The 25,597-nt window shown below is 69.2% G+C and carries 23 protein-coding genes; 14 read left to right on the top strand and 9 right to left on the bottom strand.

The genetic code is table 11. The features are described from left to right. Window positions 1-8 precede the first annotated feature (8 nt). Both NX1_RS11730 and NX1_RS11725 read right to left on the bottom strand, forming a co-directional pair. On the bottom strand, window positions 9-1,595 hold the full coding sequence (locus tag NX1_RS11730) for a 1,4-alpha-glucan branching protein domain-containing protein (RefSeq protein ID WP_068057608.1): 1,587 nt from the start codon (window positions 1,593-1,595) through the stop codon (window positions 9-11). Continuing rightward, a complete protein-coding gene (locus NX1_RS11725) occupies window positions 1,592-2,356 on the bottom strand; it encodes a class I SAM-dependent methyltransferase (RefSeq protein ID WP_084501362.1) in 765 nt (254 codons plus the stop codon). Before NX1_RS11725 ends, NX1_RS11730 begins: the two co-directional genes overlap by 4 nt. Window positions 2,357-2,594: 238 nt before the next feature. On the opposite strand from NX1_RS11725, the gene NX1_RS11720 reads away from it, so the two are divergent. Together NX1_RS11720 and NX1_RS11715 are read left to right on the top strand one after the other, a co-directional pair. Next, entirely contained in the window at window positions 2,595-3,380 is a 786-nt protein-coding gene (locus NX1_RS11720) for an electron transfer flavoprotein subunit beta/FixA family protein (protein ID WP_068057604.1), read from the top strand. 39 nt (window positions 3,381-3,419) lie between these two features. Then, complete coding sequence (locus tag NX1_RS11715) at window positions 3,420-4,376, top strand: electron transfer flavoprotein subunit alpha/FixB family protein (RefSeq protein ID WP_068057602.1); 957 nt, start codon at window positions 3,420-3,422, stop codon at window positions 4,374-4,376. A 176-nt stretch (window positions 4,377-4,552) separates the two neighbouring features. Here the strand turns inward: NX1_RS11715 and NX1_RS11710 are convergent, their stop codons facing one another. Further along, the gene (locus tag NX1_RS11710) at window positions 4,553-5,410 is read right to left on the bottom strand and encodes a LysR family transcriptional regulator (RefSeq protein WP_068057600.1); all 858 of its coding nucleotides are present in this window, start codon (window positions 5,408-5,410) and stop codon (window positions 4,553-4,555) included. Between the two features lie 113 nt (window positions 5,411-5,523). On the opposite strand from NX1_RS11710, the gene NX1_RS11705 reads away from it, so the two are divergent. The 3 genes from NX1_RS11705 to NX1_RS11695 all read left to right on the top strand — a co-directional run bounded on the left by NX1_RS11705 (window position 5,524) and on the right by NX1_RS11695 (window position 8,967). Further along, entirely contained in the window at window positions 5,524-6,795 is a 1,272-nt protein-coding gene (locus tag NX1_RS11705; protein WP_068057598.1) for an NAD(P)/FAD-dependent oxidoreductase, read from the top strand. Between the two features lie 229 nt (window positions 6,796-7,024). Next, window positions 7,025-7,852 (top strand): GNAT family N-acetyltransferase, encoded by an 828-nt coding sequence (locus tag NX1_RS11700; protein ID WP_068057821.1) that lies wholly within the window; start codon window positions 7,025-7,027, stop codon window positions 7,850-7,852. A 5-nt stretch (window positions 7,853-7,857) separates the two neighbouring features. Then, window positions 7,858-8,967, top strand: a complete 1,110-nt coding sequence (locus NX1_RS11695) for a lysophospholipid acyltransferase family protein (protein WP_373864876.1) — start codon at window positions 7,858-7,860, stop codon at window positions 8,965-8,967. A gap of 189 nt (window positions 8,968-9,156) precedes the next feature. Here the strand turns inward: NX1_RS11695 and NX1_RS38365 are convergent, their stop codons facing one another. Both NX1_RS38365 and NX1_RS11690 read right to left on the bottom strand, forming a co-directional pair. After that, on the bottom strand, window positions 9,157-9,291 hold the full coding sequence (locus NX1_RS38365; RefSeq protein ID WP_281216256.1) for a hypothetical protein: 135 nt from the start codon (window positions 9,289-9,291) through the stop codon (window positions 9,157-9,159). A 31-nt stretch (window positions 9,292-9,322) separates the two neighbouring features. Beyond that, on the bottom strand, window positions 9,323-9,631 hold the full coding sequence (locus NX1_RS11690; RefSeq protein ID WP_245668445.1) for an ArsR/SmtB family transcription factor: 309 nt from the start codon (window positions 9,629-9,631) through the stop codon (window positions 9,323-9,325). Here NX1_RS11690 and NX1_RS11685 point away from each other — a divergent pair. Beyond that, the gene (locus NX1_RS11685; RefSeq protein WP_373864877.1) at window positions 9,610-9,972 is read left to right on the top strand and encodes an imine reductase family protein; all 363 of its coding nucleotides are present in this window, start codon (window positions 9,610-9,612) and stop codon (window positions 9,970-9,972) included. The two genes, NX1_RS11690 and NX1_RS11685, sit on opposite strands and share 22 nt — an antisense overlap. Window positions 9,973-10,054: 82 nt before the next feature. Here NX1_RS11685 and NX1_RS11680 read toward each other — a convergent pair whose 3' ends face one another. The 4 genes from NX1_RS11680 to NX1_RS11665 form a co-directional block, all read right to left on the bottom strand. Further along, a complete protein-coding gene (locus NX1_RS11680; protein WP_068057592.1) occupies window positions 10,055-11,380 on the bottom strand; it encodes a family 1 glycosylhydrolase in 1,326 nt (441 codons plus the stop codon). A 149-nt stretch (window positions 11,381-11,529) separates the two neighbouring features. Beyond that, the gene (locus NX1_RS11675) at window positions 11,530-12,417 is read right to left on the bottom strand and encodes an alpha/beta fold hydrolase (RefSeq protein WP_068057591.1); all 888 of its coding nucleotides are present in this window, start codon (window positions 12,415-12,417) and stop codon (window positions 11,530-11,532) included. 605 nt (window positions 12,418-13,022) lie between these two features. Further along, a complete protein-coding gene (locus tag NX1_RS11670; RefSeq protein ID WP_068057589.1) occupies window positions 13,023-13,937 on the bottom strand; it encodes a glycosyltransferase family 2 protein in 915 nt (304 codons plus the stop codon). A 13-nt stretch (window positions 13,938-13,950) separates the two neighbouring features. Continuing rightward, a complete protein-coding gene (locus NX1_RS11665; RefSeq protein ID WP_068057587.1) occupies window positions 13,951-15,342 on the bottom strand; it encodes an aldehyde dehydrogenase family protein in 1,392 nt (463 codons plus the stop codon). A 141-nt stretch (window positions 15,343-15,483) separates the two neighbouring features. On the opposite strand from NX1_RS11665, the gene NX1_RS11660 reads away from it, so the two are divergent. The 8 genes from NX1_RS11660 (at window position 15,484) to mnmA (ending at window position 25,450) form a co-directional block, all read left to right on the top strand. After that, window positions 15,484-16,461, top strand: coding sequence for a glycosyltransferase (locus NX1_RS11660; protein WP_068057586.1), 978 nt, complete (start codon window positions 15,484-15,486; stop codon window positions 16,459-16,461). Further along, a complete protein-coding gene (locus NX1_RS11655) occupies window positions 16,458-17,423 on the top strand; it encodes an NAD-dependent epimerase/dehydratase family protein (RefSeq protein ID WP_068057584.1) in 966 nt (321 codons plus the stop codon). The genes NX1_RS11660 and NX1_RS11655 overlap by 4 nt, the downstream gene beginning before the upstream one ends. A 98-nt stretch (window positions 17,424-17,521) precedes the next feature. Next, window positions 17,522-19,144: a carbamoyltransferase family protein gene (locus tag NX1_RS11650; protein WP_068057582.1), complete on the top strand. Its 1,623-nt coding sequence runs from the start codon at window positions 17,522-17,524 to the stop codon at window positions 19,142-19,144. Next, a complete protein-coding gene (locus NX1_RS11645) occupies window positions 19,141-20,640 on the top strand; it encodes an HAD-IIIA family hydrolase (RefSeq protein WP_068057580.1) in 1,500 nt (499 codons plus the stop codon). The genes NX1_RS11650 and NX1_RS11645 overlap by 4 nt, the downstream gene beginning before the upstream one ends. After that, window positions 20,637-21,584, top strand: coding sequence for a glycosyltransferase family 9 protein (locus NX1_RS11640; protein WP_068057578.1), 948 nt, complete (start codon window positions 20,637-20,639; stop codon window positions 21,582-21,584). The genes NX1_RS11645 and NX1_RS11640 overlap by 4 nt, the downstream gene beginning before the upstream one ends. Next, window positions 21,577-22,923 (top strand): UDP-glucose dehydrogenase family protein, encoded by a 1,347-nt coding sequence (locus NX1_RS11635; RefSeq protein ID WP_068057576.1) that lies wholly within the window; start codon window positions 21,577-21,579, stop codon window positions 22,921-22,923. The genes NX1_RS11640 and NX1_RS11635 overlap by 8 nt, the downstream gene beginning before the upstream one ends. 179 nt (window positions 22,924-23,102) lie before the next feature. Next, window positions 23,103-24,332: a cysteine desulfurase family protein gene (locus tag NX1_RS11630; protein ID WP_068057574.1), complete on the top strand. Its 1,230-nt coding sequence runs from the start codon at window positions 23,103-23,105 to the stop codon at window positions 24,330-24,332. Next, window positions 24,332-25,450, top strand: a complete 1,119-nt coding sequence (mnmA, locus tag NX1_RS11625; RefSeq protein ID WP_068057572.1) for a tRNA 2-thiouridine(34) synthase MnmA — start codon at window positions 24,332-24,334, stop codon at window positions 25,448-25,450. Before NX1_RS11630 ends, mnmA begins: the two co-directional genes overlap by 1 nt. The last annotated feature ends 147 nt before the right edge of the window (window positions 25,451-25,597 follow it).

Raw genomic sequence — 25,597 nt, 5'->3', positions numbered from 1 at the left:
AGTCCTTCTCAGGCAGGGCCTTGTCGGTCAGGGCCTTCTGCGGCTTGGCCTTCGGGGGCCGGGCCCAGGTTCCCGGTGGGGTCGGTACTGGGGAGCCGTCGCGCATCCAATCCGGGAAAGAATCCGTCGGCCGCGTACCATCCTGCCGCCAACTGCCGCGCTTTGGCGACTTGACCCGCGCCGACCGCCGCCGCGATTTCCCTGACGGCATGCGCGTGCTGGTGCGCCCGCTCCCGCGCGTAGCCCGCCGCGGAGTCCTTGCTGACCATGAAAGCCCAGTCGCTGGACACCGTCAGGATCGCCTCGCGCAGCAACTGATCCGCGACCGGATCGCGCAGCGCGAACGAGTTTCCGGCGCGCATCTTGTCCAGGGTGTCCAGCGCCAGCCGCACCACCTCGTCGTTGAGTTCGACGAGATCGCGCACCTGATCACCGGCCCACACCCGCCAGTCCTTCCCGGAGCCCCAGGACGAATCGGTCAGCTGCACGGGCGCACCGACGTATCCGCGTTCCCGCGCGTCGGCCAGGGTGCCGACGGTGACGCCCGCCTCCGGCAGCGCGCGCAGAACCTGGGCCAGCCACTGCGGACCCTCGTGCCACCAGTGCCCGAACAGCTCCGTATCGAAGGCGGCCACCACGAGGGCCGGGCGGCCGATGCGTTCGGACTCGGCGACCAGCCGCTCGCGCACCGTTCGCACGAAGTCGTCGACGTCGCGCACCACCGCCGCGGCCGCCAGCTCTGGGTCGTAGGGCGCCTTGTCGGGCCCGGCGACCGTCTTGCCGGTGACGCGGGACGGTTTGAGACCTGTCGCGTGGTCGTAGTGATGAAAGTCACGGTACGCGGCCTGGCCCGGATATCCGGACTTGGGCGACCAGACCCGGTAGCTCACTGCGAGATCGCGCCCGAAGGCCACCACATCGGAGTCGCGCACCGGACGTCCGAGGCTGCTGTCGCCGCGCAAAGCGGGCCCGTCGACCATGAAATGCGTCACACCGGCGGCCGCGTAGCCGAGCTCCATCCCCGGGGTGTATCCGCACTCCGGCGCCCAGATGCCGGTCGGTGTGTGACCCCAGCGCCTGCGGGCGTCGGCCAGTCCCTCGCGCAGCTGGAAGTCGCGCAGTCGCGGGTCGAGCAGCGGCTGGAAGGGGTGTGCCAGCGGACCGCCGAGCAGCTCGATCGTCTGCGCGTCGACGAGTTCGCGCCAGACCGGCGCCGCGCCGTGCCGCCAGCGCTGCTCGAACTCGGTCAACGCCGCCGCGGCGAGCCGGTGTTCGTGCCTGCCGAGCGCGACGTTGCCCGCCATGGCGGCCTCGTCGGCGCGCAGCTGCCAGTTGCCGAGCCAGTGGTGCATGCCTGCCGAGCAGTGCGGGTCGTCCAGCTGGGCCGCGAGCACCGGCGTGATGCCGAGGCTGAGCAGATGTGAACGTCCTTCCGCCGCAAGGGTTCTCAGCACCTCGACGACGGGCAGGTAGGAGGCGGCCCATGACTGGTAGAGCCATTCCTCGCCGACCGGCCAGCGGCCGTGGTGGGCCAGCCAGGGCAGATGGGAGTGCAGGACCAGGGTGAACTGGCCGGGTACCGCGTTGTCGGTCAAGGTTTCACCGCGATGGCAACGAGATCGAGACTGGCGTCGATGTCCTCGGTGATCAGGTCGAAGTCGTCGATGGACACCGCGGCCACGTCGGCGGTCAGCTCGGCGGGCCACGGCTCGCCGGCGAGGGCGCGCTCGATCTGCGCATCGATGAACGAGCCACCGTGCTTGGCGTCCAGCGCTTTCAGTGTCGCGCCGTGGTGTACGCCGGTCATCAGCGCGACCTCGAAACCGGCGTCGACCAGCAGCTCGGTGAGTTCGTCCGCGTTCAGCTCGCGGGTGTGGAACGGATTGAGCGGGGTGTCGCGGCCGGGCGAGAAGGTGATCCGGTTGGGCGTGCTGATCAGCAGCTCGCCGCCCGGCCGCAGCACCCGCAGGCATTCCCGCAGGAACTGGCCCTGATCCCAAAGGTGTTCGATGACCTGGAAATTCACCACCACGTCGACCGAGGCGTCGTCGAGCGGCAGGGCGGCGAGGTTGCCCTGGATCATCTCGACGCGCGGGTAGCGCGCCCGCACGTGCGCGACCGCGCTCGCGTCGTAGTCGAGGCCGATCACCTTGGTGGCCACGCCGGCGATCATGTCGGCGCCGTAGCCTTCGCCGGAACCCGCCTCGAGCACGGTCTTTCCCGCGCATCGGTCGAGCAGCCGGGCGTAGACGATCTCGTGCCTGCGGAACCAGTAGTTCTCCTCGGCGATGCCGGGTACGGTGCGCTCGCCGGTCAGCGGCAAAGGCTCGACGGCACCGGCATTTTCCGCAGTCATGACCCTCGGGTCGCCCACTGCGGCAGGGATCACAGCCTCGCTCATCGCACCGACGTTACTGGTAAGGGTCGCGCACGATATCGCCCGGACCGGTGTAGTGAGAGAGAAGCCGCTAAGTTACCCATGAGTAACTTAGCGTAGGGTAGTGTCACGCCCTGAGCTACCTCAACAGGACGTACGGCCCAGCTCGTGCGACCGCCAGATACACGCCCCCAGAACAGGAGGTCGACGAAGACCGATGCCGAACATCGTCGTACTCATCAAGCAGGTTCCCGACACCTGGTCCGAGCGCAAGCTGTCCGATGGTGACTACACCCTGGACCGCGAGGCCGCCGACGCGGTCCTCGACGAGATCAACGAGCGCGCCGTCGAAGAGGCGCTGCTGATCAAGGAGGCCCAGGGCGGCGAGGTCACCGTGCTGGCCGCCGGTCCGGACCGCGCCACCGAGGCCATCCGCAAGGCGCTGTCCATGGGCGCCGACAAGGCCATCCACATCAACGACCCGGCGATCCACGGCTCCGACGCCGTGCAGACCGCGTGGGTGCTGGCCAGCGCGCTCGGCCAGGTCGAGGGTGTCGAGCTGGTCATCGCCGGTAACGAGGCGACCGACGGCCGCGCGGGCGCCGTGCCCGCGATCATCGCGGAGTACCTGGGCCTGCCCCAGCTGACCCACCTTCGCAAGCTGACCGTCGACGGCGACAAGATCACCGGCGAGCGCGAGACCGACGAAGGCGTCTTCAAGCTGGAGGCCACCCTCCCGGCCATCGTCTCGGTCACCGAGAAGATCAACGAGCCGCGCTTCCCGTCCTTCAAGGGCATCATGGCGGCCAAGAAGAAGGAAGTTCAGGTCTTCACGCTGGCCGATCTGGGTGTCGACCCGTCGACCGTCGGTGTGGCCAACGCGGGCACCAGCGTCACCGCGTCCACCCCGAAGCCCCCGCGCACCGCGGGCGAGAAGATCGCCGACGAGGGCGAAGGCGGCACCAAGATCGCCCAGTACCTCATCGGTCAGAAGATCATCTGATCCGCCCCGGCTGACGAGACTTCCTAGGAGAGAACACAAATGGCTGAAGTACTTGTGCTCGTCGAGCACGCCGACGGTGCGATCAAGAAGGTCAGCACCGAACTGCTCACCGCCGCCCGCACCCTTGGCACCCCGGCCGCCGTCGTGCTCGGCGCCGCCGGGACCGGCGAGAAGCTGGCCGACGCGCTGGCCGCCGCGGGCGCCGAGAAGATCTACATCGCCGAGTCCGACGATGTGGAGAACTACCTGGTGACCCCGAAGGTCGACGTGCTGGCCGGTCTGGTCGAGTCGGTCTCCCCGGCCGCCGTGATCGTCGCCGCCTCCGCCGAAGGCAAGGAGGTGTCGGGCCGCCTCGCCGCCCGCATCGGCTCCGGTCTGCTGGTGGACGTCATCGGCGTCAACGCCGACGGCTCCGCCGTGCACTCCATCTTCGGTGGCGCCTTCACCGTCGACGCCAAGGCCAACGGCGACGTGCCGGTCATCTCGGTCCGCCCGGGTGCGGTCGAGGCCGCCGCGCAGGCCGGTGCGGGCGAGAAGGTGACCGTCGAGGTCCCCGCTCAGGAAGAGGGTGTCGTCAAGGTGACCTCGCGCGAGCCGGTCGTCGCCGGTGACCGTCCCGAGCTCACCGAGGCGAACATCGTCGTCTCCGGTGGTCGCGGCGTCGGTTCGGCCGACAACTTCGCGGTCGTCGAGGCGCTGGCCGACTCGCTCGGCGCGGCCGTCGGCGCTTCGCGCGCCGCCGTCGACTCGGGCTACTACCCGGGCCAGTTCCAGGTCGGTCAGACCGGTAAGACGGTCTCCCCGCAGCTGTACATCGCCCTCGGCATCTCCGGCGCCATCCAGCACCGCGCGGGCATGCAGACCTCGAAGACCATCGTCGCGGTCAACAAGGACGAAGAGGCCCCGATCTTCGAGATCGCGGACTACGGCATCGTGGGCGACCTGTTCAACGTCGCCCCGCAGCTGACCGAAGCGGTCAAGGCCCACAAGGGCTAGGCTGTTCCGCCTCTCCGTGTCTAAGGCGGCTGCTTTGGGTGCGGGCTGGGTTGCGCCGCCGTGTTTCGTTGGCGCGGTAGCGGACTCAGCCCATACCCGGTGAGTTACCCGGACCCCGCCAAATCTGTTGTTACGTTGCGTAGCAGCAGGTTTGACGGGGTCTTTTTGTTGCTGTCTCAGCTGCGCTGGAGGGTGGCCAGCAGGGTGGTGAGGATGGGGGAGCGGCGGGCGTCGTCGCGGAGGACGGCCGAGACGGGGATGCGCAGGCGGTGTTCGGCGAGTTGCAGGACGACGAGTCCTTCGGTGGGGCTCTGGGCATAGAGAACGGTCCACGCCTCGGGGCGGTTGATCAGCTCCATGGTGGCGGTGTGGTCGGGCGGGATCGGCGGGCCGAAGGTCGGGCCCACGGGCAGATCAGCGAAGGCGCTGCGAATGATGTTGTGCAGCAGCACTTGTTCCTGTTCGGGCGGCAGCAGCAGGGGATACGGGCTGAGATCGTTGAGGGTGACGGTGTCGCGGGTGGCCAGCGGATGACCGCTGGTGGTGGCGATCACGAGATCCTCGACCCAGAGTTGTTCCACCATCAGGCCGGGCTGGTCGACCCGGCCGCGGATGAGTGCGAGATCACAGTCGCCGTCCGCGACGGCCGTAATGCGTTGGCGGAACGGCTTGATCACGAATTCGATCTCCGCGTCCGGATGCGCGGCCCGCGCGCCCGCGATGGCGGACAGCGATCGGCTCGCGAAGGACATGTTGGCGGCCAAGCGGATTCGTGGCCCGGAGGCCCGAACCGCCGCGCGGATAGCGGATTCCAGGCTGAGCATTTGTTTCGCCAGCGGAAGTAGCCGGGTGGTCGCGTCGGTGGGCACGACGGCCCTGGTAGAGCGCTCGAACAGCGGTACGCCCAAGTCGCGTTCGAGCCGGGCGATCTGGTGACTTATCGCCGATTGCGAGATGAAGCATCGCGCGGCGGCCCTGCTGAAGCTGAGTTCTTCGCAGACCGCGACGAAGTATGCCAGCTGGCGGAGCTCCACGGCAAATCTCCCATTCATGAACGATCCAGATAAGAGTCATCTCTATTATGCGCCTGAACACGTGAAATATCTGCGTTCCGAATGACGGTTGGTAATGAGAGAAGGAGGCTGTCATGGAACACGCAGATGTGGTCGTCGTCGGATCGGGATTCGGGGGGCTGGCCGCCGCCAAGCAACTGGCAAAGTCGGGAATCAACTACGTACTCATCTCCAGCACGCCGGAGCATCTGTTCCAGCCGTTGCTCTACCAGGTCGCGACGGGTGTGCTGGCGTCGCACGAAATCGCCCCGCCCATCGAGTCGGTGCTGCGCAGGCACAAGGAAGCCGACGTGCGCCTCGGCCAGGTCGTCGCCATCGATCCGGATCGCGCGGTCGTGACCTACGTCACCGACGGTGTGCGCCACCGGATTCGGTACGGCTCGCTGATCGCGGCCACCGGCGCCTCGCAGTCCTATTTCGGCCGTGACGATTTCGCCGAGAAGACTTTCGCGCTGAAGACCATCGACGACGCGAAACTGCTTCGCGCGCAGATCGAACGGGTCTTCGCCGAGGCCGCGACCGCGGACGCCGAGACCAAGCGCAGGCTGCTCAGCTTCGTGGTGGTCGGCGCGGGCGCGACCGGCGTCGAGGTCGCCGGCCAGCTGAAGGAACTCGCGAAAAGGCACTACCACCAGGAGGTTTCGGTCTCCCTCGTGGAGGGCGCCGGAGAGGTGTTGCCGCCCTTCGGCGGTGGGCTCTCGGAGTACGCGAAGAAGTCGCTCACCGGCAGCGGCGTCGAGGTGCTCGTCGACACCTTCGTCACCGACATCGAGCCGGGCAAGGTGACGGTCAAGGACAAGGCGGGCGTGGAGCGCAAGATCGCCGCGGAGACCGTGGTCTGGTCGGCGGGTGTGCAGGCGGGCGGGTTCGCCCAGATCCTCGCCGAGGCCACGGGCGTCGAGACCGACCGTGCGGGACGGCTGCTGATCAACCCGGACCTCACCGTCGCCGGTTACGCGGACATCTACGCCATCGGCGATATGACCTCGCTCAACGGCTACCCCGGTCAGTCGCCGGTGGCCATGCAGGAGGGCAGGCACGCCGCCGACATCATCCGCCGCAAGAAGCTGCCGGGCACCCCGTTCAAGTACTGGGACAAGGGCAGCATGGCGGTGATCAGCCGGTTCAGCGCGGTGGTGAAGCTCAACGACCGTATCACCTTCCGCGGCGTGATCGCCTGGTTCATGTGGCTCGCCGTGCACCTGCTGTACCTGGTCGGCTTCCGGAACCGCTTCGCGGCGGTGGCCTCGTGGCTGATCGCCTTCATCGGAACGGGACGTCCCGGCTTCGACGAGGTGGAACCGGCGCCGACGCGAGCCCGCGTACCGGAAAAAGTCGCCGCCTGAAAGCGGCCGAACGAATCGCACCGATGCGCCCGCATCGGTGCGATCGCCGTCTTCGGACGCTGAAAACTTGCCTAAGCAGGGAAAAGGCGACTCCACGACGCGTCGATGCTAACGGTGCGCGACGGGTCGGTGAACCTTGGGTGTGATCGTCGTCTCGTTCACCTAGCCTGCATCGGCAGGCAACTTCGAGGTTGCCCCGGCGCAGTGTCGGACTGGCTTCATGACGGATATGACTATTTCGTCCGTGCTGACGGCCCCGGCTCGACCGACGGACTCGGGGGTGGAGCGGTCGCGCTACTCGCTGGTCGTCTCGTCCGACGCCGACCATCGTGAGGCGGCGCAGCGGCTGCGCTACGGCGTGTTCGCCAACGAGCCCGGCTTCCACATCCCCGACGACGGCACCGGACGCGACGCCGACCGCTTCGACGAGCACTGCGACCACCTGCTGGTCCGCGACGACGTCACCGAGCAGTTCGTCGGCTGCTATCGGATGCTGCCGCCGGACAAGGTCGCCGCGGCGGGCGGGTACTACACGGCCACCGAATTCGACCTCGCCCAGCTGGATCCCTCAGGTCGGCGGATCGTAGAAATGGGCAGGGCCTGCGTGGTTCCCGATCACCGCAACGGTTCGGTGCTCACCCTGATGTGGGCGGGCATCCTGCACTACATCCAGCTCACCGGATACGAGTGGGTGATGGGGTGCGTGTCGGTGCCGATGCAGGACACCCCGGAGGATCCGGCCGGTGTGAATGTGCGCGGCGTGCGGGACATGCTGCTCGGACGGCACGCCTCCGACCCCGAGCGGCGGGTGCACCCGCACCGTCCGGTGGTCGTCGAGGGCAAGACGCTCGACGAGCTGACCCCGCCCTCGCGCCCCAAGCTGCCCCCGCTGCTGCGCGGCTACCTCCGTCTCGGCGCGGAGATCTGCGGTGAACCGGCACACGATCCCGACTTCGCTGTCGCCGACTTCGTCGCGCTGCTCGGCCTCGACACCATCAACACGCGGTATCTGGAGCGACTACAGGGCGCGGCCGCTTCCCTCGACGGGGGACGGTGAGGACCGTGGTCTTCGATGCGCCGCCCGCACAGGCCGTGCACGCGTGGATGCCGTCGAGCCCCTGCGGGCCCGGCTGCATCGAGCCGATCGGCGAGATCGGCACGGCGCGGGTGGTCGCCCGCGCGCTCGGTATCGCCGGGCTGCTGCTGACCTATCCGGTGTGCCACCTCGCGCTCCCCGCGGGACGGCGGGCGGACGTGCAGCGCGGATACGCGCGCGTGCTGCTGCGCTGTCTCGGCATGCGGCTTCGCGTGGTGGACAACCGGATTCCCACCGACCCGGTGCCCGCCGAGCGCGCCATCGCCTCGCGCGTCGGCGCCGAACGCGCCGCCGCCGCGGCCGCCGCCGCCGATGTCCGCTACGCCGATCCCGGCACCGGGGTGCTCGTGGTGACCGGGCACATCGGCTGGACCGACGTGGTCGCGCTGGCCGCGGTGCAGCCGCTCGGGTTCGTCGCGCGGGCGGACCTGATCGACTGGCCGCTGCTCGGTAGCCTCGCCCAGCTGATGCGCGTCATTCCGATCGAACGCGAGCGGTTGCGCCAATTGCCCGATGTCGTCGCACAGCTCAGTGCCCGCCTCGCTGCGGGCGAGCGCGTCGCGATGTTCCCCGAGGGGACCACCTGGTGCGGACGCGCCTACGGCACTATGCGGCCCGCCCTGTTCCAGGCCGCGATCGACACCGGCACTTTCGTGCAGCCCGTGCGGTTGCGCTACTTGAACGGGCACGGCGACCGCTGCACCGTGCCGAGCTTCGTCGGCGAGGACTCCTTCGGCAACTCGGCCGTGCGCGTGCTGCGTTCGCGCGGCATGATCGCCGAGATCGTCCTGGAGACACCGGAATACCCCGGTCTCGACCGCAAGGATCTGGCCCGCCGCTGCGAGCTGGCCGTGCGCGGCGCGGAACTCCCGCGTCACTCGTCGACCGACACCGAATGGATCGAAGCAACCGCGACCCGCGTGCAGGATCCGGCCCCTGCGCCGCAGGAACCGGCGCGAACCGGCGCGGGCGCACATCACGGTGTCAGGCGACCCGGGTTGCGCAGCAGGGCCGTCGCGCTTTTCCGTGGCCGCGCGGCACACCCGCGGCAGGCCACCGACGGCACGCCCGCCTGAGTTCAGCGGTCGCGCGGTTCGCCCGTGGGAGGCACCGACGGATGCCTGCCTGAGTTGAGCGGTCGTGCGGCTCGCCCGCGGGAGGTCGCCGAGGGCACGCCCGCCTGAATCCGAGAGGCGTCGCACGCCGGTGTCGACGGTCGGCATGGACGTACAGTCGACTCACAACCCTCTGGCGCGCTGGCGAATTCAGTCTTCGCTCGGCAACCTGGCCTCGCCGGCAGGCTTGCGAACTGCGGCCTGCACGAGATCGCCGATCCGCGCCGCGGGGACGGCGATGCCGGGCGTGCGCAGCGTCCAGCGGAGGACGTCGTCGACGTTCATCGCGCGCCGTGGCGGCGAACGTCTGCGCGAGTCAGCGACCGCCGTACGCGTTGAGCACGGCGCCGAGCAGTCCGGGAAAGCGGGCCTCGAGGTCGTCACGCCGCAGCCGAACGACGCGCGTGCGTCCCTCGATCGTGGTCGCCGTGACCCCGGCCTCCCGCAGCACCCGGTAGTGGTGCGACAGGGTCGATTTGTGCAAGTCGATGTCCTCGCCGATGCCCGAGCAGTTCTCGCCGTCGCTGTCCGCGAGCCGGAAGGCGATCTCGAGTCGCGCTGGATCGGAGAGCGCGTGCATCACCCCGACGAGGGTGATGTCGGCTGTCGCCGGCTGAAAGGGCACGCGCGGCACGGTCTATCCACAGCCTCGCGATGGCTCGTGCGGAAGGAATCTCCGGCGCCGACCTCGCGCCGTTCGCCGCGAGCATCACCGCGTTACTGCCGGAGATGCTCGATCGGTTCGCCGGCCAGGTCGAGGCGGACGACTTCCCTGGCGGCATATCGACCATCGCCTCGGCGTCGGCAGGACTCGCTCATCTCTCCGAGAGCGCTCGAACCCTCGGCTTCGACGGCACGATGTTCCAGGCATCGCAAAGCCTCGTGCAACGCGCCGTCGATTCCGGTTTCGGGGCCGACGGTCTGGCTCGTTTGGTCGACGCCATCGCCGCCAGGCCCGCGGCCTGATCGATGCGTGTCATGGCGCGCTCCGGCATCTGCGCGGCACACAGCTACTCCCTCGACACCGGGCATTCGGAGTGCTCGCGGTCTAATCAGGGAGGCCGACCGTTTGATCGCAGCTTTCGGGCGGGTCTACCAGGGCGCATTCGGCGGGCGGACGAGTCGGTCGATAGTCCGCGGGGACCCCGCCGGATCGGATGATCGTGCGGTAGGCCTCGACGGCGTCCGTCGGTTGGCGGGCCAGGGTGGGGTCGGCGCGGACGTCGACGGTGTAGAGGCCGAAACGCGGTGTGTAACTGCCCCATTCGTAGTTGTCGGTCAGGCTCCAGTAGTTGTAGCCGACCACGTCGATGCCATCGGCCTTGGCGCGCTGCAGCCAGTAGACGGTGTCGCGGAGGTGTTCGGAGCGAGTGTAACCGTCCGCCCGCGGGAGGCCGTTCTCGGTGGGCATGCCGTTCTCGACGACGTACAGCGGGCGGTCCGGGAACAGGCGCGAATAGTGCCGCAGCGCGTAGTAGATGCCTTCGGTGCGAATCGGCAGTTCCCAAATCGCGGGGCCCTGGTTCGAACCGCCCTGTACCGACTGACCGGATTCCGGCAGCACCGCGAAATAGTAGTCGACGCCGATGAAGTCGAGCTTGTCGGCGATTCGGTCGACCATTGGCTGGTTGACCTCGGTCTCGGCGCCCGCTACGTAGCCGAGGTTGCTGGTGACCTGTGCGTTGGGCGCGGCGCGGTGGATGGTGTCGTAAATCGTGTTGTGGGCCTGAGCCATTCGGTCCAGCATCGCGGGAGCCTCGTCGACGGTGATGGCGCCGATACGCAGCTCGGTTCCGACATATGCGGCGGGCTCGTTGAAAGTGATCCACAGCGGGTTGCGAGAGGCATAGCGGTTCACCACCTTTCGCATATTGGCCAGCCAATCCTCGACCATGCCCGGATTGCGCCAGCCGCCGCGATCACTCGCCCAGCCCGGGTACACCCAGTGGTCCAGAGTGAGCATCGGCCGCATTCCGGCCGCGACGATACGGGCGATCACGTCGTCGTAGAACTGGAATGCCGACGCGTCCCAGATTCCCGGTTCCGGCTGCAATCGAGCCCATTCGACCCCGATCCGGTACACCCGAACCCCCAGGCGCGCGGCCAGATTGATATCGGAGGCATAGTGGTTGATGAAGTCGACCGAATTCGGATACTCGTCCCCGGCCGCACCCGAATCGATGTAGCGGGTCCAGTTGCTCTCGGGCGCGTACCCCTCGGACTGGAACCCGGACGACGCCACACCCCAGAGGAACTCATTGCCGAACGGCACGACGGTCGCGTTCGCCGAGGGGACCACGACCCCGGGCACGAGCAGTGCCGCCGCGATCGTAACGAGTGCGACCAGGGCGTGCCAGCGCTTCCGTGTACGCATCGAACTCCCGTCCCGTCCGGCGCTGCTCGATCGTGCGCACAGCCCGGAACTCGATCGCCGCCGGGTCCACACGATGATCGCCAAACGTAACTATCGGATTGCTGAATCTTTCGAGCCGAAATCGACCGGCGCTCGATACCGGTCCTGAGTCAGTTGTCGGCCGGTCGCCACTGCCGGACCGCGGCGACTATTTCGTCGGCGGCGTCTTCCTGGATGTAGTGGCCGGCGCCGTCGAGAAGGACCGTCCGATGGTCAGCGAACAGTTCCTCCCAGTGACGGCGTTCGGGGGCGCGGAAGGCGACATCCTTGGTGCCCCACACGATCAGTGCCGGCCGGTCCCGCACCGCGTCGAGGTCGCGCTCGACATCGGCGAGAAACGGTCGGCTCGCCAGGATTTCGCGAGGGAACACATGGACCGGCTCGCGCGATTCCGGTGTCGGGAAGGGGCCCCGGTAGGCGTCCATCACCGTCTTGTCCAGTTTCTTGCGGCGCACACCAGCGGGGATGATCCGTTCGACGAAGAAGTTGCGCTGCCGGATCAGCCAACCGCCGACCGGGCCGCCCAGAAATCGCGAGAAGGCCTGCGTGCTCGGGTCGGATTTCGGCCAGGCCCAGGTATTTCCGATGATGAAGGCCACGAAGCGATCCGGGTGCCTGCCTGCCGCGGCGAATCCGATCGGTCCACCCCAGTCCTGCACCATCAGCGTCGCCTCGCGCAAGTCGAGCCGGGACACCAGTTCCGCCACGACCCGGGCATGCTCGACCGGCGTGAAGCCGTAGCCGGGCGCCGCCCGGGACAGTCCGAAGCCGGGATAGTCCACCGCGATGCAGCGGAACCGGTCACGCAGGCCGGCGATGATATCGCGGTAGAGGAATGACCAGGTCGGATTGCCGTGCAGCAGAACCAGCGGTGGCCCGCTGCCTTCGTCGAGGTAGTGCACACGCGAGCCGTCGATCTCAGCGAAATGACTGGAATACGGGTACAGGTTTTCCGGTACCCAGGTCGGGCGGATGGGAGTGCTGGCTTCCTCGCTCACACTGCTACCTCCGATCGCCGGAACTTCATGGTCAACCAAGTCTGGACGACAACGAGCGCGGTGCAGAGCAAATTGACAGCAAATATTTGAATCGTAGAAACCGGCCGGGAAACTGTCGTGCGTTCACTCGAGTGCGGTCCCGGTCCGTGAGGCATGCACTTCATGGCGGATCGTCGCCGCGACGCCCTTTCTGGCCGAGACGGTGCAGACGGCTCGCCTAGCCCACACAACTGTTGACGGTGGAGATCTTCGCCGGTCCGAGTCGTCGGGAACTCATCCACCGCGAGCCAGGTGACCCCGCTGTGACTCATACGCAGCCATTCACCTGGGGCGATTCACCTCGTCGAACATTGTGAGCCGGGGCGCGCACGGGCCTCGTCCAGCAGCAACTCTCCCTGCTGCACGTGCCATGGCCACTGGCATGCGTGTGACTTCTCGAGGTGGGCTCTGCCCTTTGTCCAGGTCCGTTGGGAGGCCGTCGGCTCCCATGAGGTACGCCAAGCCGAGTTCGAAGTGGGGCGTTGCCCTGCACGAAGTAACCCGACAGCAGGCCGGGTCTACTACGACAGCAAGGAGGCCGCTGTCCGGTGGCCGGGCCCCTCCGGTCAATTCCTCGCCTCGGCGAGTTCCACTGTCCTGGCAAGGCGTTCGACGTCCGGCGGCAATCGGCGCCGCTGTGCGAGAGCCCGCGGCAGGCGGCGAACGATTCCCGCGATCGTCAGCAAGGTCCCCGGGTCACGCGTCGCTCGACGCAGCAAGCCGACGGACTCGGCCGCACAACGCCGTAGCGGCCGCCGCATCCAGACGATCAACACGCTGTTGCGCTGTTCGGTCCGCCTGCGCCGACCGGTGGGCGGTCGCCGCTGCGACGGATGGTGGTGGGCGCGGACTTCCGCCACGTAGCAGAGGTGCCAGCCCTGGGCCGCCAGATCGAGTGACAGCAACCCTTCCTCGCCACCGACACCGAACAGCGGACTGAAGCCGCCTGCCTCCAGGTACGCCTCCTTTCTGACGATCGCGGCGCAGGCGAGGAAGCCGAGCACCGATGGGCCTGGCAGGCCGGGGAGGCGTCCGAGCGGGCTGCTTGCCATCCGTTGGTTGACGGGATCCTCGCGGTGGTCCGCGCCGACGAGCGTGCGTCCCGCTATCAGGGCGAGCCGGGGATGGGCGTCCAGCAGCCGCTCCGCTGCCGGGAGCGCGTCGGCGGCCCACCAGGAGTCGTCGTCACTGAAGGCGACGTAGGGTGTCCGGGCCATCGCGACGCCGAGGTTGCGTGCGGCCGCTCCGAGATTGCGCGGCAGCCGGACGACTTCCACATCAGGGAAAGCCTCCGCCGTGCCCGCGGTGTCGTCGTCGGAAGCGTTGTCCAGCAAGACGATCGCTGGACTCGGGCGCAGTGCCCGCAACTCGGTCAAGGTGCGGGCCAGTTCCGCGGCACGGTTACGAGTGACGATGACGACGGTGGTCCGCGCCGTGCTCTGCGCTTCCGGCGCGTCTCGATCGTCGCGGGGTGGGACCACCGGGTGCGGCGACCTACTCGGGCGCCGGACGCAGGTGCACTACCTTCGTCTGGGTCATCTCGTCCAGCAATTCGGGTCCGTAACCGAAACCGGTTCCGCTGGCCCGATGTGGATGCGCCGCACCACCGGGCGCTCCACCGAACACCGCGTTGATCTTCACCGTGCCGACCGGCAGTTCCCGCCAGGCGTGCTGGGCATTGGCCAGCGACGGAGTCAGCACGGTCGCCGCGAGACCGTAATCGTCGTTCGCGGCCTCCGCGATGCCCTGCTCGAACGTATCCACCACCCGGACCGGCGCGACAGGACCGAAGGTCTCTTCGCGCATGATCCGCATGGTCGAATCGCAGTGCGTCAGTACGGTGGCCGGATAGTGCGCACCGGCGCCGTCCGGCACCACACCGCCCGTCACCAGTTCGGCCCCGTGGTCCACCGCGTCGCGCACGTGGGCGTGGACCCGGTCGCGATGGCGCCGGTCGACCAGCGGCGCCGGCTTCCTGGACTCGGCTTCGGCGACCAACGCCGCCAAGAACGCCTCCGCGACATCGACGTGCACGAAGATCCGCTCCACTGCCACGCAGATCTGACCGGAGTTCGCGAACGCGCCGAGCGCGGCCTGTCCCGCGGCCCACACCGGATCCACCCCGGCGTCGACGACGAGTGGGTCGTTGCCGCCGTTCTCCAGCAGGGCCTTGGCCCCGGTGCAGGCGGCGCTCTTCGCGATCGACCGTCCCGTGGCCGTGCTGCCGACGTGCGCGATGACGTCGATGTCGTGGCGCGCGGCGAGCAGTGCGCCGACCCTCCCATCGCCCTGCACGGTCTGCAGGACGCCCTCGGGCAGCGCAGGGGCGAGTAGGTCGCCGAGCAGGCCGCCGGTATGGGGTGCGCGCTCACTCGGCTTGTGCACCACCGTGTTTCCGGTGACCAGCGCGGCGCCGAGCAAACCGCAGGACACCGCGACGGGATCGTTCCACGGCGTCAGGGCGACGACGACGCCGCGCGGTTCCCACACCATCAGGTCGGTCGCCTCGAAGTCGCCCTGGAGGCTCTTTCCCCGGTGCACCGGTCCCAGTTCGGCGTATTGCTCCAATGTCGCGGCTCCGGCCAGCACTCCCTCCTTGCCCTCGGGTCGCGGGCGTCCGGTCTCGACGTGGTTGAGCTCGGCGAGTTCGTCGGCATGCGCGCGCAGCGCGGCGGCGCAAGCTCGAAGCGCCGCGGCCCGCTCGGCCGCCGGGGTGCGCGCCCACATGGGCTGAACACGAGTGGCCAGCTCGATCTGCGCATCGATCTCGGCGACACCGGTCATCGGCACTTTGCCGACGGTGGCGCCGGTGGTGGGATCGAGTATCTCGATCGTCTCGGTGGACGCATTGCCGGTAAGGAACGTGACTGCGTTCGGTCCGCTCATATCGCCGGCATTTCCTGGCGCCCCCGGTTCAAACCGCCGTCGAGGACGCCGCGCCGGTGTTGCCGCGGGACATGGCCGGAGCCGGGCCCGGCGAAGCGCGACGCAGGTTTGATCCGGCGGCAAGAGGCAAGAGCTATCGACATGGCCGAGACGATCGGACGGCTGAACGTACTGCTCTGGCACGTGCACGGTTCCTGGACGACTTCGTTCGTCCGAGGACCCCACCACTACCTGGTCCCCGTGGTGGACGGCGGCGGGCCCTGGGGCCGAGGGCGGTGCGGCCGCGAGTGGCCGTCCGCCGAAGACGTGCCCGCGGGGGAACTGCGCGACACCGAGCCCGATGTTGTGGTGCTGCAACGCCCGGAGGAAATCGATCTCACCCGGCGTTGGCTGGGTCGTGATCCAGGCCGCGAGATTCCGGCGATCTATGTCGAGCACAACACGCCGCGTCCCAGCGCGGCCACCACCAGGCACCCGCTGGCGGATCGCGCCGACATCCCGATCGTGCACGTCACCCATTTCAACCACCTCATGTGGGACAACGGAATCGCGCCCACCAGCGTCGTGCCGCACGGCATCGTCGACCCCGGCGCGCTGTACACCGGCGAAGTGCCGCATGGCGTGGCGCTGATCAACGAACCGGAGCGGCGCGGAAGGATCACCGGAAGTGATCTGCTGCCCGACTTCGCGATGGCGGGGCCCATCGATCTGTACGGCATCGGAGCCGTCGACTTCACCGCGGACAGACCCACCGGACATCCGATTCGCGGCATCGGCGACTTCGAACAGCGGGCATTGCATCGCGAAATGGCGCAGCGGAGGGTCTATCTGCACACCGCGCGCTGGACCTCGCTCGGATTGTCTCTCCTCGAAGCCATGCACCTGGCCATGCCGGTGGTGGCGCTGGCCACGACCGAGGCCGTCAGCGCGGTGCCGCCGGAAGCGGGCGTCCTGTCCTCCGACGTCGCCCGGCTCACCGCGAAGTTCCGCGAATTCCTGCACGAACCCGACTTGGCGGAGCTCGCGGGCAAGGCCGGACGGCAGTTCGCGCTGGAGCATTACGGCCTCGACGCTTTTCTGCGCCGGTGGAATTCCCTGCTCGCCGAGGTCATCCGATGACGGCGGAACGCGCGTTGGTCACCGGCGGTTGCGGGTTCGTCGGGTCGCATCTGTGCGAGCAGTTGCTCGACGCGGGCACCTCGGTGGTCGCGCTCGACAACTTCGCGACGTCCACACTGGACACGGTCGCCCGGCTGCTCGACCGAGCCGGCTTCGATCTCGTGCGGCACGACGTCACCGAGCCGTTGCCCGCGCTAGGTTCCTTCGACGTGGTCTTCCACCTCGCGTCCGCCGCATCGCCTCCGGACTATCTGCGGCTGCCGATCGAGACGCTCCGAGCCGGTTCGCTCGGCACCGCCAACGCCCTGGAGATGGCCGAGCGGAATCGAGCGCGATTCGTGCTCGCGTCGACGAGCGAGGTCTACGGCGACCCGGTCGTCCACCCGCAGCCCGAGAATTACTGGGGGCACGTCAATCCGGTCGGTCCGCGCAGTGTCTACGACGAGGCGAAACGGTACGCCGAGGCGTTGACCATGGCGTTCGGCCGGGAGCGCGGCGTGAACACCGGAATCGCCAGGATCTTCAACACCTACGGTCCATGGATGCGCACCGACGACGGCCGGATGGTGCCCACCTTCATCGCGCAGGCGTTGTCGGACGCACCACTCACCATCGCAGGAACCGGCCAGCAGACCCGCTCGCTCTGCTACGTCGAGGACACCGTGCGCGGGCTGCTCGCGCTGGCGTTCACCGGCCATCCCGGACCGGTCAACATCGGCAATCCGGAGGAAGTCTCCGTCCGTCGTCTCGCGGAGGAGATTCGGGAGGCGACCGGAAGCCGGTCCACCGTGCGGTATGTCGACGGCGCGATCGACGATCCGAAGCGGCGCTGCCCGGACATCTCGCTGGCCCGCCGCGAACTCGGCTGGCGGCCGGTGATCAGCAGGGCGGATGGCCTGCGCCGCACGATCGACTGGTTCGCCGGGCGCGCGGCCGTGTCGGCCGACGAGGCGCGCCGCTGATCGGCGCGCCGGTTTAGTGGTGACTTCGACGGGTAGCGCCCCCATATGTCAGCGGGCAGGCCGACAGGTCGCCGCGTCTCGAACAGAAAGGCGGGCCCGTGCGCATTCTGGGAATCAACGCGATCTTCCACGATCCTGCCGCTGCCTTGATCGTCGACGGCGAAATCGTCGCGGCCGCAGAGGAAGAGCGGTTCACCCGTCGCAAACACGGCAAGCGGCCGGTGCCGTTCTCCGCCTGGGAGCTGCCCGAGCACGCGGCCGCCTGGTGCCTGCGCAAAGCGGGATTGCGTCCCGATCAGCTCGACGCGGTGGGTTACTCCTACGACCCGCGGCTGGTCGACCATTCGCTCGACGGCCTCGACCCTGGAAGCGAAGCGACCCGAACGGACTACGCGCGCAGGGCGCCCGCGTTCCTCGCGGCCGCGTTGCCCGGCCTCGATCCCACGATCGTCCGCTTCGTGCGACATCACCTGGCGCATGCCGCGTCGGCGGCGCTCGCGGCCCCGTGCGGTGACTCCGCGGTCCTGGTGGCCGATGGACGCGGCGAGAGCCAGTCCTATCTCGCGGGCGAATACCGCGACGGCAAGTTCGTCGAGCTGGCGGCCCAGCGGCTGCCGCACTCGCTCGGGCTGCTGTACGAAAACCTCACCGAACACCTCGGATTCGCCCGCTCGAGCGACGAATACAAGGTGATGGCACTCGCGTCCTACGGATCCCCGAGGTTCCTCGACCGGTTCCGGGAACTCGTGTACTCCACCGACGACGGCTGTTTCCGCACCGAACCGGTGGACTGGGAGCGTTTCGCACCCGCCGCGACCGGCGGTGAACTCGGTCGCGACCATGCCGACCTCGCGGCGAGCGTGCAACGACGACTCGAAGACGTGCTGCTGGAGCTGACCTCATGGCTGCACCGTCAGACCGGTCAGCGCGACCTCACCCTGGCCGGCGGCATCGCGCTCAACTGCGTGGCCAACACCCGGCTGCACGCCGAAGGCCGCTACGAACGGATCTGGGTGCAGCCCGCCGCCGGTGACGCGGGGACCGCGCTCGGCGCCGCGCTGCAATTGGCGGCCGAGTTCGGTGAGCGTGCCGCCCCCATGCGGGCCGCAGGCCTCGGTCGCGAGTGGACGGACCCGGAGCTGGAAAGCGTTCTGCGCACGGCGAAGGTCCGATACACGAGGTCCGACGACGTCGCGGCCGCCGTGGCGCAGGCGCTCGCCGAGGACGAGGTGGTGGCCTGGTTCCAGGGCCGCGCCGAGTTCGGCCCGCGCGCGCTCGGGCATCGTTCGCTGCTCGCGCATCCCGGCCGGGCCGCGAATCTCGAACGCCTCAACGACGTGAAAGGGCGTGAACAGTTCCGGCCGCTCGCGCCGATGGTGCTCGCCGAGCGGGCGTCCGAAATCTTCGGCCGCGGACCGTTGCCGAGCCCGTACATGCTGTTCGTGCACGATGTCGCTCCCGACTGGCGCGCGCGAATCCCCGCCGTGACGCATGTCGACGGCACCGCGCGGGTGCAGACCGTCGATCCCGCGGACAACCCGCTCGTGGCGAGGATGCTGGCGGAGTTCGACCGGCGCACGGGTCTGCCGGTCGTGGTCAACACGAGCCTGAACACCGCGGGCAGGCCGATGGTCGATTCGCCGCGCGACGCCCTCGAGTGCTTCGGTTCGGCACCGATCGATCTGCTGGCCATCGGCCCGTTTCTGGTCCGCCGCGCATGAACGGCCCCGCCGTGGACTACAGCGTGGTCATTCCGACCGTCGGCCGGGAAAGCCTTCGATCCCTCGTCGAGTCGCTGGCCGCCGCGGTGGGTCCCGAGCCACGGGAAATCGTCGTGGTGGACGATCGGCGCGGCGGTGCGGATCTACCGTTGCCCGATCTGGAACTGCCGCTGCGGGTCATCCGCTCGGGTGGCCGCGGACCCGCCGCGGCGCGGAACGCGGGTTGGCGGCACGCGTCGGGCGAGTGGATCGCCTTCCTCGACGACGATGTGCTCACCGCGCCGGATTGGCCCGCCCGCTTGGCCGGCGATCTGCGCGGCCTCGACGAGCGGACGGCGGCTTCCGTAGCCCGTATCGAGGTTCCGCTACCGGAGGACCGCCGCCCGACCGACGAGGAACGCGGAACCGCTCGACTGGCCAACGCCCGGTGGATCACGGCGGACATGGCCTATCGCCGGTCCGTACTGGCCGAGGTCGGCGGCTTCGACGAACGATTCCCCAGGGCATTTCGCGAGGACGCGGATCTGGCGCTGCGCGTCTGCCTCGCCGGTTACGTCATCGCGACCGGACAACGGCTCACCCGCCACCCGGTCCACGAGTCGGGGCCGATGGCCAGCCTCCGAGCGCAACGCGGGAACGCCGACAACGCGTTGCTGCGGCGAAAGTACGGTCCTCGGTGGCGTCAGCGCATCGGCGAAGACGCGGGTCTGCTGCCACGCCACGCGCTCACCACGGTCGCGGGCGCGCTGGCCGTCGCGCTCGGCGCGGCCGGTCGCAAGCGCCAAGCCCTCGCGTCCGCGGCGGTCTGGGCGACGCTGACCGGCGTATTCGCCGCGCGCCGGATCGCGCCCGGACCGCGTACGCCCGGCGAGATCGGCCGGATGCTGTCGACCAGCGCGCTGATTCCGCCCGCCGCGTGCTGGCATCGCCTGCGCGGCGAGCTACGTCATCGGCACGCGACGCACACTTCGCCGCTGGCGTTGTTGTTCGACCGGGACGACACGCTCATCGTCGATGTCCCCTACCTCGCCGACCCCACTGAGGTGCGACCGGTGCCGGGGGCCACCGAGGCGCTACGCATGGCCCGTGCGGCCGGTCTCCAGCTCGGCATCGTGAGCAACCAGTCCGGTATCGCGCGAGGGGTGATCAGTCCGGGACAGCTCGTCGCGGTGAACACTCGGGTCGAGGAGTTGCTCGGACCGTTCGCGACCTGGCAGGTCTGTGTGCACCGCGAAGGCGATGGCTGCGCGTGCCGCAAACCCGAGCCGGGGATGGTTCGTCGCGCCGCGGCCGTCCTGGGCGTCGATGTCGGCAGGTGTGTCCTCATCGGCGACACCGGCGCCGATGTCACGGCCGCGATGTCCGCGGGCGCCCGCGCGATTCTGGTGCCGACGGCGAGGACCCGCGCCGAAGAGGTCGACTACGCGCGGCGCGAAGCGATCGTGGCGCGCGACCTGACCGAAGCGGTACGGCTGGCGATGGCGGGTCCTCCGTGACCGCGGCAGCGATCCTCGTGCTCCGCGCGCTCGGCCTCGGCGACTTGCTGACCATCGTGCCCGCCTTACGCGGCCTGCGAAACGCCTACCAGGAACACCGCGTCGTACTCGCCGCGCCGGAAGCGCTGCGCCCCTTGGTCGACCTCATCGATGCCGTCGACGAACTGCTGCCCACCGCGGGGCTGGGTGCGCTGCGATGGCAGTCCGCGCCGCCGAGGCTCGCTGTCAATGTGCACGGCAGCGGGCCGGAAAGCATCCGCGATCTCCTGGCGACCCGCCCGGAGACACTGCTGACTCATCGTCACCCGGATTTCGCCGATCTGCCCGGCCTCGAATGGCGCGACGACATGCACGAGGTGGATCGCTGGTGCCGCCTGCTGGAGTGGGGCGGGATCGACGCCGATCGAACCGCGCTGCTGTTGCCCGCGCCGCCGGAGCCCGCCGCCGAGCGGAACGTGGTCGTGATCCATCCTGGCGCGGCCTATCCAGCACGCCGCTGGCCATCCGAACGGTTCGCCCGGGTGGCCCGAGAACTCGGCGCAGACGGCCACCGAGTGGTGATCACCGGCACGCGCGGCGAAATCGGTTTGGCGACTGCGGTCGCCGAGGAAGCCGGCCTGCCGCCGTCGTCGGTGTACGCGGGACGCACCGATCTGGCGCAACTCGCCGCAATGGTGGCCGCCGCGGAACTGGTCGTCTGCGGCGACACCGGCGTAGGGCACTTGGCCACCGCCTTCGGCACACCGTCGGTCCTGCTGTTCGGTCCGACGCCGCCGCACCGGTGGGGGCCGCCCGCCACCGCGAGACACCACGTGGCGCTGTGGTCGGGGGACATCGGCGATCCGCATGCCGATCGTCCGGATCCCGGACTGCTCACGCTGCGGCCCGAACAGGTGCTGTCGGCCGCGGCCGGATTGCTCGACGAGAGGGTGCGACATGGGTAGCCGCGTGGGGGTGGTCGGCGCCGGATACGTTGGGTTGACGAGTGCCGCTTGCCTGGCGCACCTGGGACATCATGTGGTCTGTGTCGAGAGCGACGAACGCAAGGTAGCGGCGCTGCGCGCGGGTGAGGTCGCGATCGTCGAGCCGGGCTTGCCCGAACTGGTCGGGGAAGGGCTCGCGGAGAACCGGCTCGCCTTCACCTCCGACCCGGAGGCGCTGCGCGAATGCGAAATGGTCCTGCTGTGCCTGCCGACGCCGATGGCCGCCGATGGCAGGGCCGACCTGGGCGTCTTCCGGGACGCGGTCGAGACGTTGTCCGCTGTCCTGCCGCCGGATTGCGTGCTCGTCACCAAGTCGACGGTCCCGGTGGGGACGGCGGCGCGGATTCCGGCGCTGTCCGGGCTCGAAGCAGTCGTGAGCAACCCCGAATTCCTCCGTGAGGGTCACGCGGTGCACGACTTCCTGCACCCGGACCGCGTCGTGGTCGGGGCGGCCGAGCGGCATCGGGAATCGGCCGACCGTGTCGTGGCTCTGTACGAGGGAACAGGCGCGCCGGTGCTGCGGTCGGACACGGCCAGCGCCGAGCTGGCCAAGTACGCCAGCAACGCGTTTCTCGCGGTCAAGCTCTCGTTCGTGAACACCCTGTCCGAACTGTGCGAACGGGTCGGCGCCGATATCACCGAGGTCACCGAGGCGATGGGCATGGACGATCGGATCGGTCCCGCCTTCCTCGCGCCCGGCCCTGGCTGGGGCGGCTCGTGCCTGCCCAAGGACACTCGCGCGCTCTTGCGGGCCGCTGAGGCGGCGGGCGTGGACTTCGCGCTGGTCCGTGACGCGCTGCGAGCCAACGACCGTCAGCACGCGATGGTGATGCGCAAGATCCGCCGCGCCGTCACCGGCACGGTCGACGGCTCGCTGGCGGGCGCCAGGATCGGCGTGCTCGGCCTCGCGTTCAAGGCCGGGACCGGGGATCTGCGCGACTCTCCCGCCGTCGCCGTGGCACGGCAGCTGTCCCACCACGACGCCACGGTAGCCGCCTACGACCCGTGCGTCCCAGCGTCGGCCGCCCCCGGGCTCGACGGCATCCGGGTGGTGGACGACCCCTACGCGGTGGCGAAGAACGCCGACGCGATCGTGATCCTCACCGAGTGGCCCGAGTTCCGTTCGCTCGATTGGGCGAGGCTCGCGACCGACGTCGACCGCGCCGTGATCGTGGACACCCGAAACCTGCTCGACGAGCGAATGCTGAGCGGCACCGGTTTCACCTTGTTCGGTACCGGCTGGCGCAGAAGCAGCACCGATATCGATGATCCGATGACGCCGGGACCGGCAGACGAGTGACTTCGGCCCGCGGTTGCAGGGGCCGGACGGCACGCCGCGCCCACCACGGGAGCGGTCCGCGGCGCGCGCTCCGGGAATATCGGAAGGCCGTCAGCCGGTTGCCGATCGTGAGCAATTCGTAGAAGGCGGGGGACACCCCCAAGTTGTGCAGGTCAACGCTGGGATAGGCTTTATCGGTCATGAAGTCGGCTTTTTCGGGTCCGGTCACCGGTGCTGCGCCCCAGACGGTCTACCTCGATCATGCGGCCACCACACCGATGCTGCCTGCCGCGATCGAGGCGATGACGGCTGCCATGGCGCGGCCGGGAAACGCCTCGTCGGTGCACGGATCGGGGCGCGCAGCGCGCCGGTTGCTCGAGGAGGCGCGCGAGTCGATCGCCGCGAATCTGGGCGCGAGGCCCTCCGAAGTGATCTTCACCTCCGGCGGCACCGAGAGCGACAACCTGGCGGTCAAGGGCATCTACTGGGCGCGCAGGGACGCCGATCCGCGCCGCACCAGGATCATCGCGAGCTCGATCGAGCATCACGCGGTCATCGACGCGGTCGAGTGGCTGGAGCAGCACGAGGGTGCGCAGGCCACCTGGCTGCCGGTGGACGCCGACGGCGTCGTGTCGCCGCGCACGCTGCGGGCGGCGCTGGCCGAACATCCCGACGAGGTCGCCCTCGTCAGCGTCATGTGGGCCAACAACGAGGTAGGCGCCATCCAGCCGATCGCCGAATTGGCCGCGGTGGCACAGGAATTCGGCGTGCCCCTGCACAGTGACGCGATCCAGGCCGCGGCCCAGCTGCCGATCGACTTCGCCGCGAGCGGTCTGTCCGCGGCCAGTTTCGCCGGACACAAGGTCGGCGGACCGCACGGTGTCGGCGTGCTGCTGCTCGGCAGGCAGGTGAGTTGCGTGCCGCTGCTGCACGGCGGCGGGCACGAGCGCGACCTGCGCTCCGGCACCTCGGACACCGCCGCCGCGGTCGGCTTGGCCACCGCGCTGGACGTCACCGTCGCCGAACTGCCAACGCGCGCTGCCGAATTGGCCGTGCTGCGAGACGCTCTCATCGCGGGCGTGACCGCGGCGGTTCCGGAGGCCGTGCTGAACGGCCCGCCCGGCGCGCAGCGCCTGCCGGGCAACGCGCACTTCACGTTCCCCGGCTGCGAGGGTGACTCGCTGCTCATGCTGCTGGACGCCGCCGGGATCGAATGCTCGACCGGCTCCGCCTGCAACGCGGGCGTCGCCACGCCGAGTCACGTGCTGATCGCCATGGGCGTCGAACCATGGGTCGCGCGCGGCTCGCTGCGGTTCTCCTTGGGGCACACGTCGACCCGCGCCGACGTGGACGCCCTCCTCGATGTCTTGCCCCAGGTGGTGGAGCGGGCCAGAGCCGCTGGTCTTGCCAGTGCGAAAGGTGGTGTGTGATGCGGGTACTCGCGGCGATGAGCGGTGGTGTCGACTCGGCCGTAGCGGCGGCGCGCGCCGTCGACGCCGGGCACGAGGTGGTCGGCGTGCATCTCGCGCTCTCGGCCACCCCCGGCACGCTGCGCACAGGTTCGCGCGGCTGCTGCTCGAAGGAGGACGCGGGCGATGCCCGCCGCGCCGCCGACGTGCTCGGAATTCCCTTCTACGTCTGGGATTTCGCGGACCGCTTCAAGGAAGACGTGATCGACGACTTCGTCGCGGCCTACGCGGCGGGCGAGACGCCGAACCCGTGCCTGCGCTGCAACGAGAAGATCAAGTTCTCCGCGCTGGCCGACCGCGCGGTCGCGCTCGGCTTCGACGCCGTCGTCACCGGTCACTACGCCCGGCTCGAGGACGGCGTGCTGCGCCGCGCGGTGGACGCGGACAAGGATCAGTCCTACGTGCTCGCCGTGCTCACCGCCGAGCAGCTCTCCCGCGCCATGTTCCCGGTCGGCGACACCCCGAAGCCGCAGATCAGGGCCGAGGCCGCCGAGCGCGGCCTCGCGGTGGCGAACAAGCCGGACAGCCACGACATCTGCTTCATCCCTTCCGGCGACACCCGCGCCTTCCTCGGCGCCAAGATCGGCATCCGCCCCGGCGCCGTGGTCGACGCGGAAGGCAAGGTGCTCGCCGAGCACGAGGGCGTGCACGGCTTCACCATCGGCCAGCGCAAGGGCCTCGGTCTCGCGGGCCCCGCCGCCGACGGCAAGCCGCGCTACGTCACCGACATCGATCCCGCGTCCGGCACCGTGCGCGTCGGCTCGGCCGAGGACCTGCGGGTCTGGACGGTGCGCGCCGAACGTGCGATCTGGACCTCGGGCTCGGCGCCGCAAGGCCCGATCGAGTGCGTCGCGCAGGTGCGCGCGCACGGCGGCACCGCGCCCGCGATCGCCGAGACGGTGGACGGCGGCCTCGAGGTGCGGCTGCGGGAACCGCTGACCGGCGTGGCGCGCGGGCAGGCCGTCGTGCTGTACCGGCCGGACGCGCTCGGCGACGAGGTCATCGGCAGCGGCACCATCAGCGACACCTCGCGCGAGCCGCACTCCGCCGACGACGCGGCGCGGGTAGAGGCGCGGTAGGGCGTCCGCGGGACACGCCGGCTGGCCGCTGAATCCGCTCGCGGTACTGTCACGATGCCCCGGCGGAGACTCGACCGCGGATGGCGCGCACCGTCGGAACACCGCGGCGGTGTACGGCACACATCGACATGAGCAGGGTAGGACGTG

Source organism: Nocardia xishanensis NBRC 101358 (assembly GCF_001613365.1).
Classification (GTDB): Bacteria; Actinomycetota; Actinomycetes; order Mycobacteriales; family Mycobacteriaceae; genus Nocardia; species Nocardia xishanensis.
The sequence above is the reverse complement of the archived record's forward strand: the minus strand, read 5'-3'. Positions and strand labels throughout refer to the sequence as shown.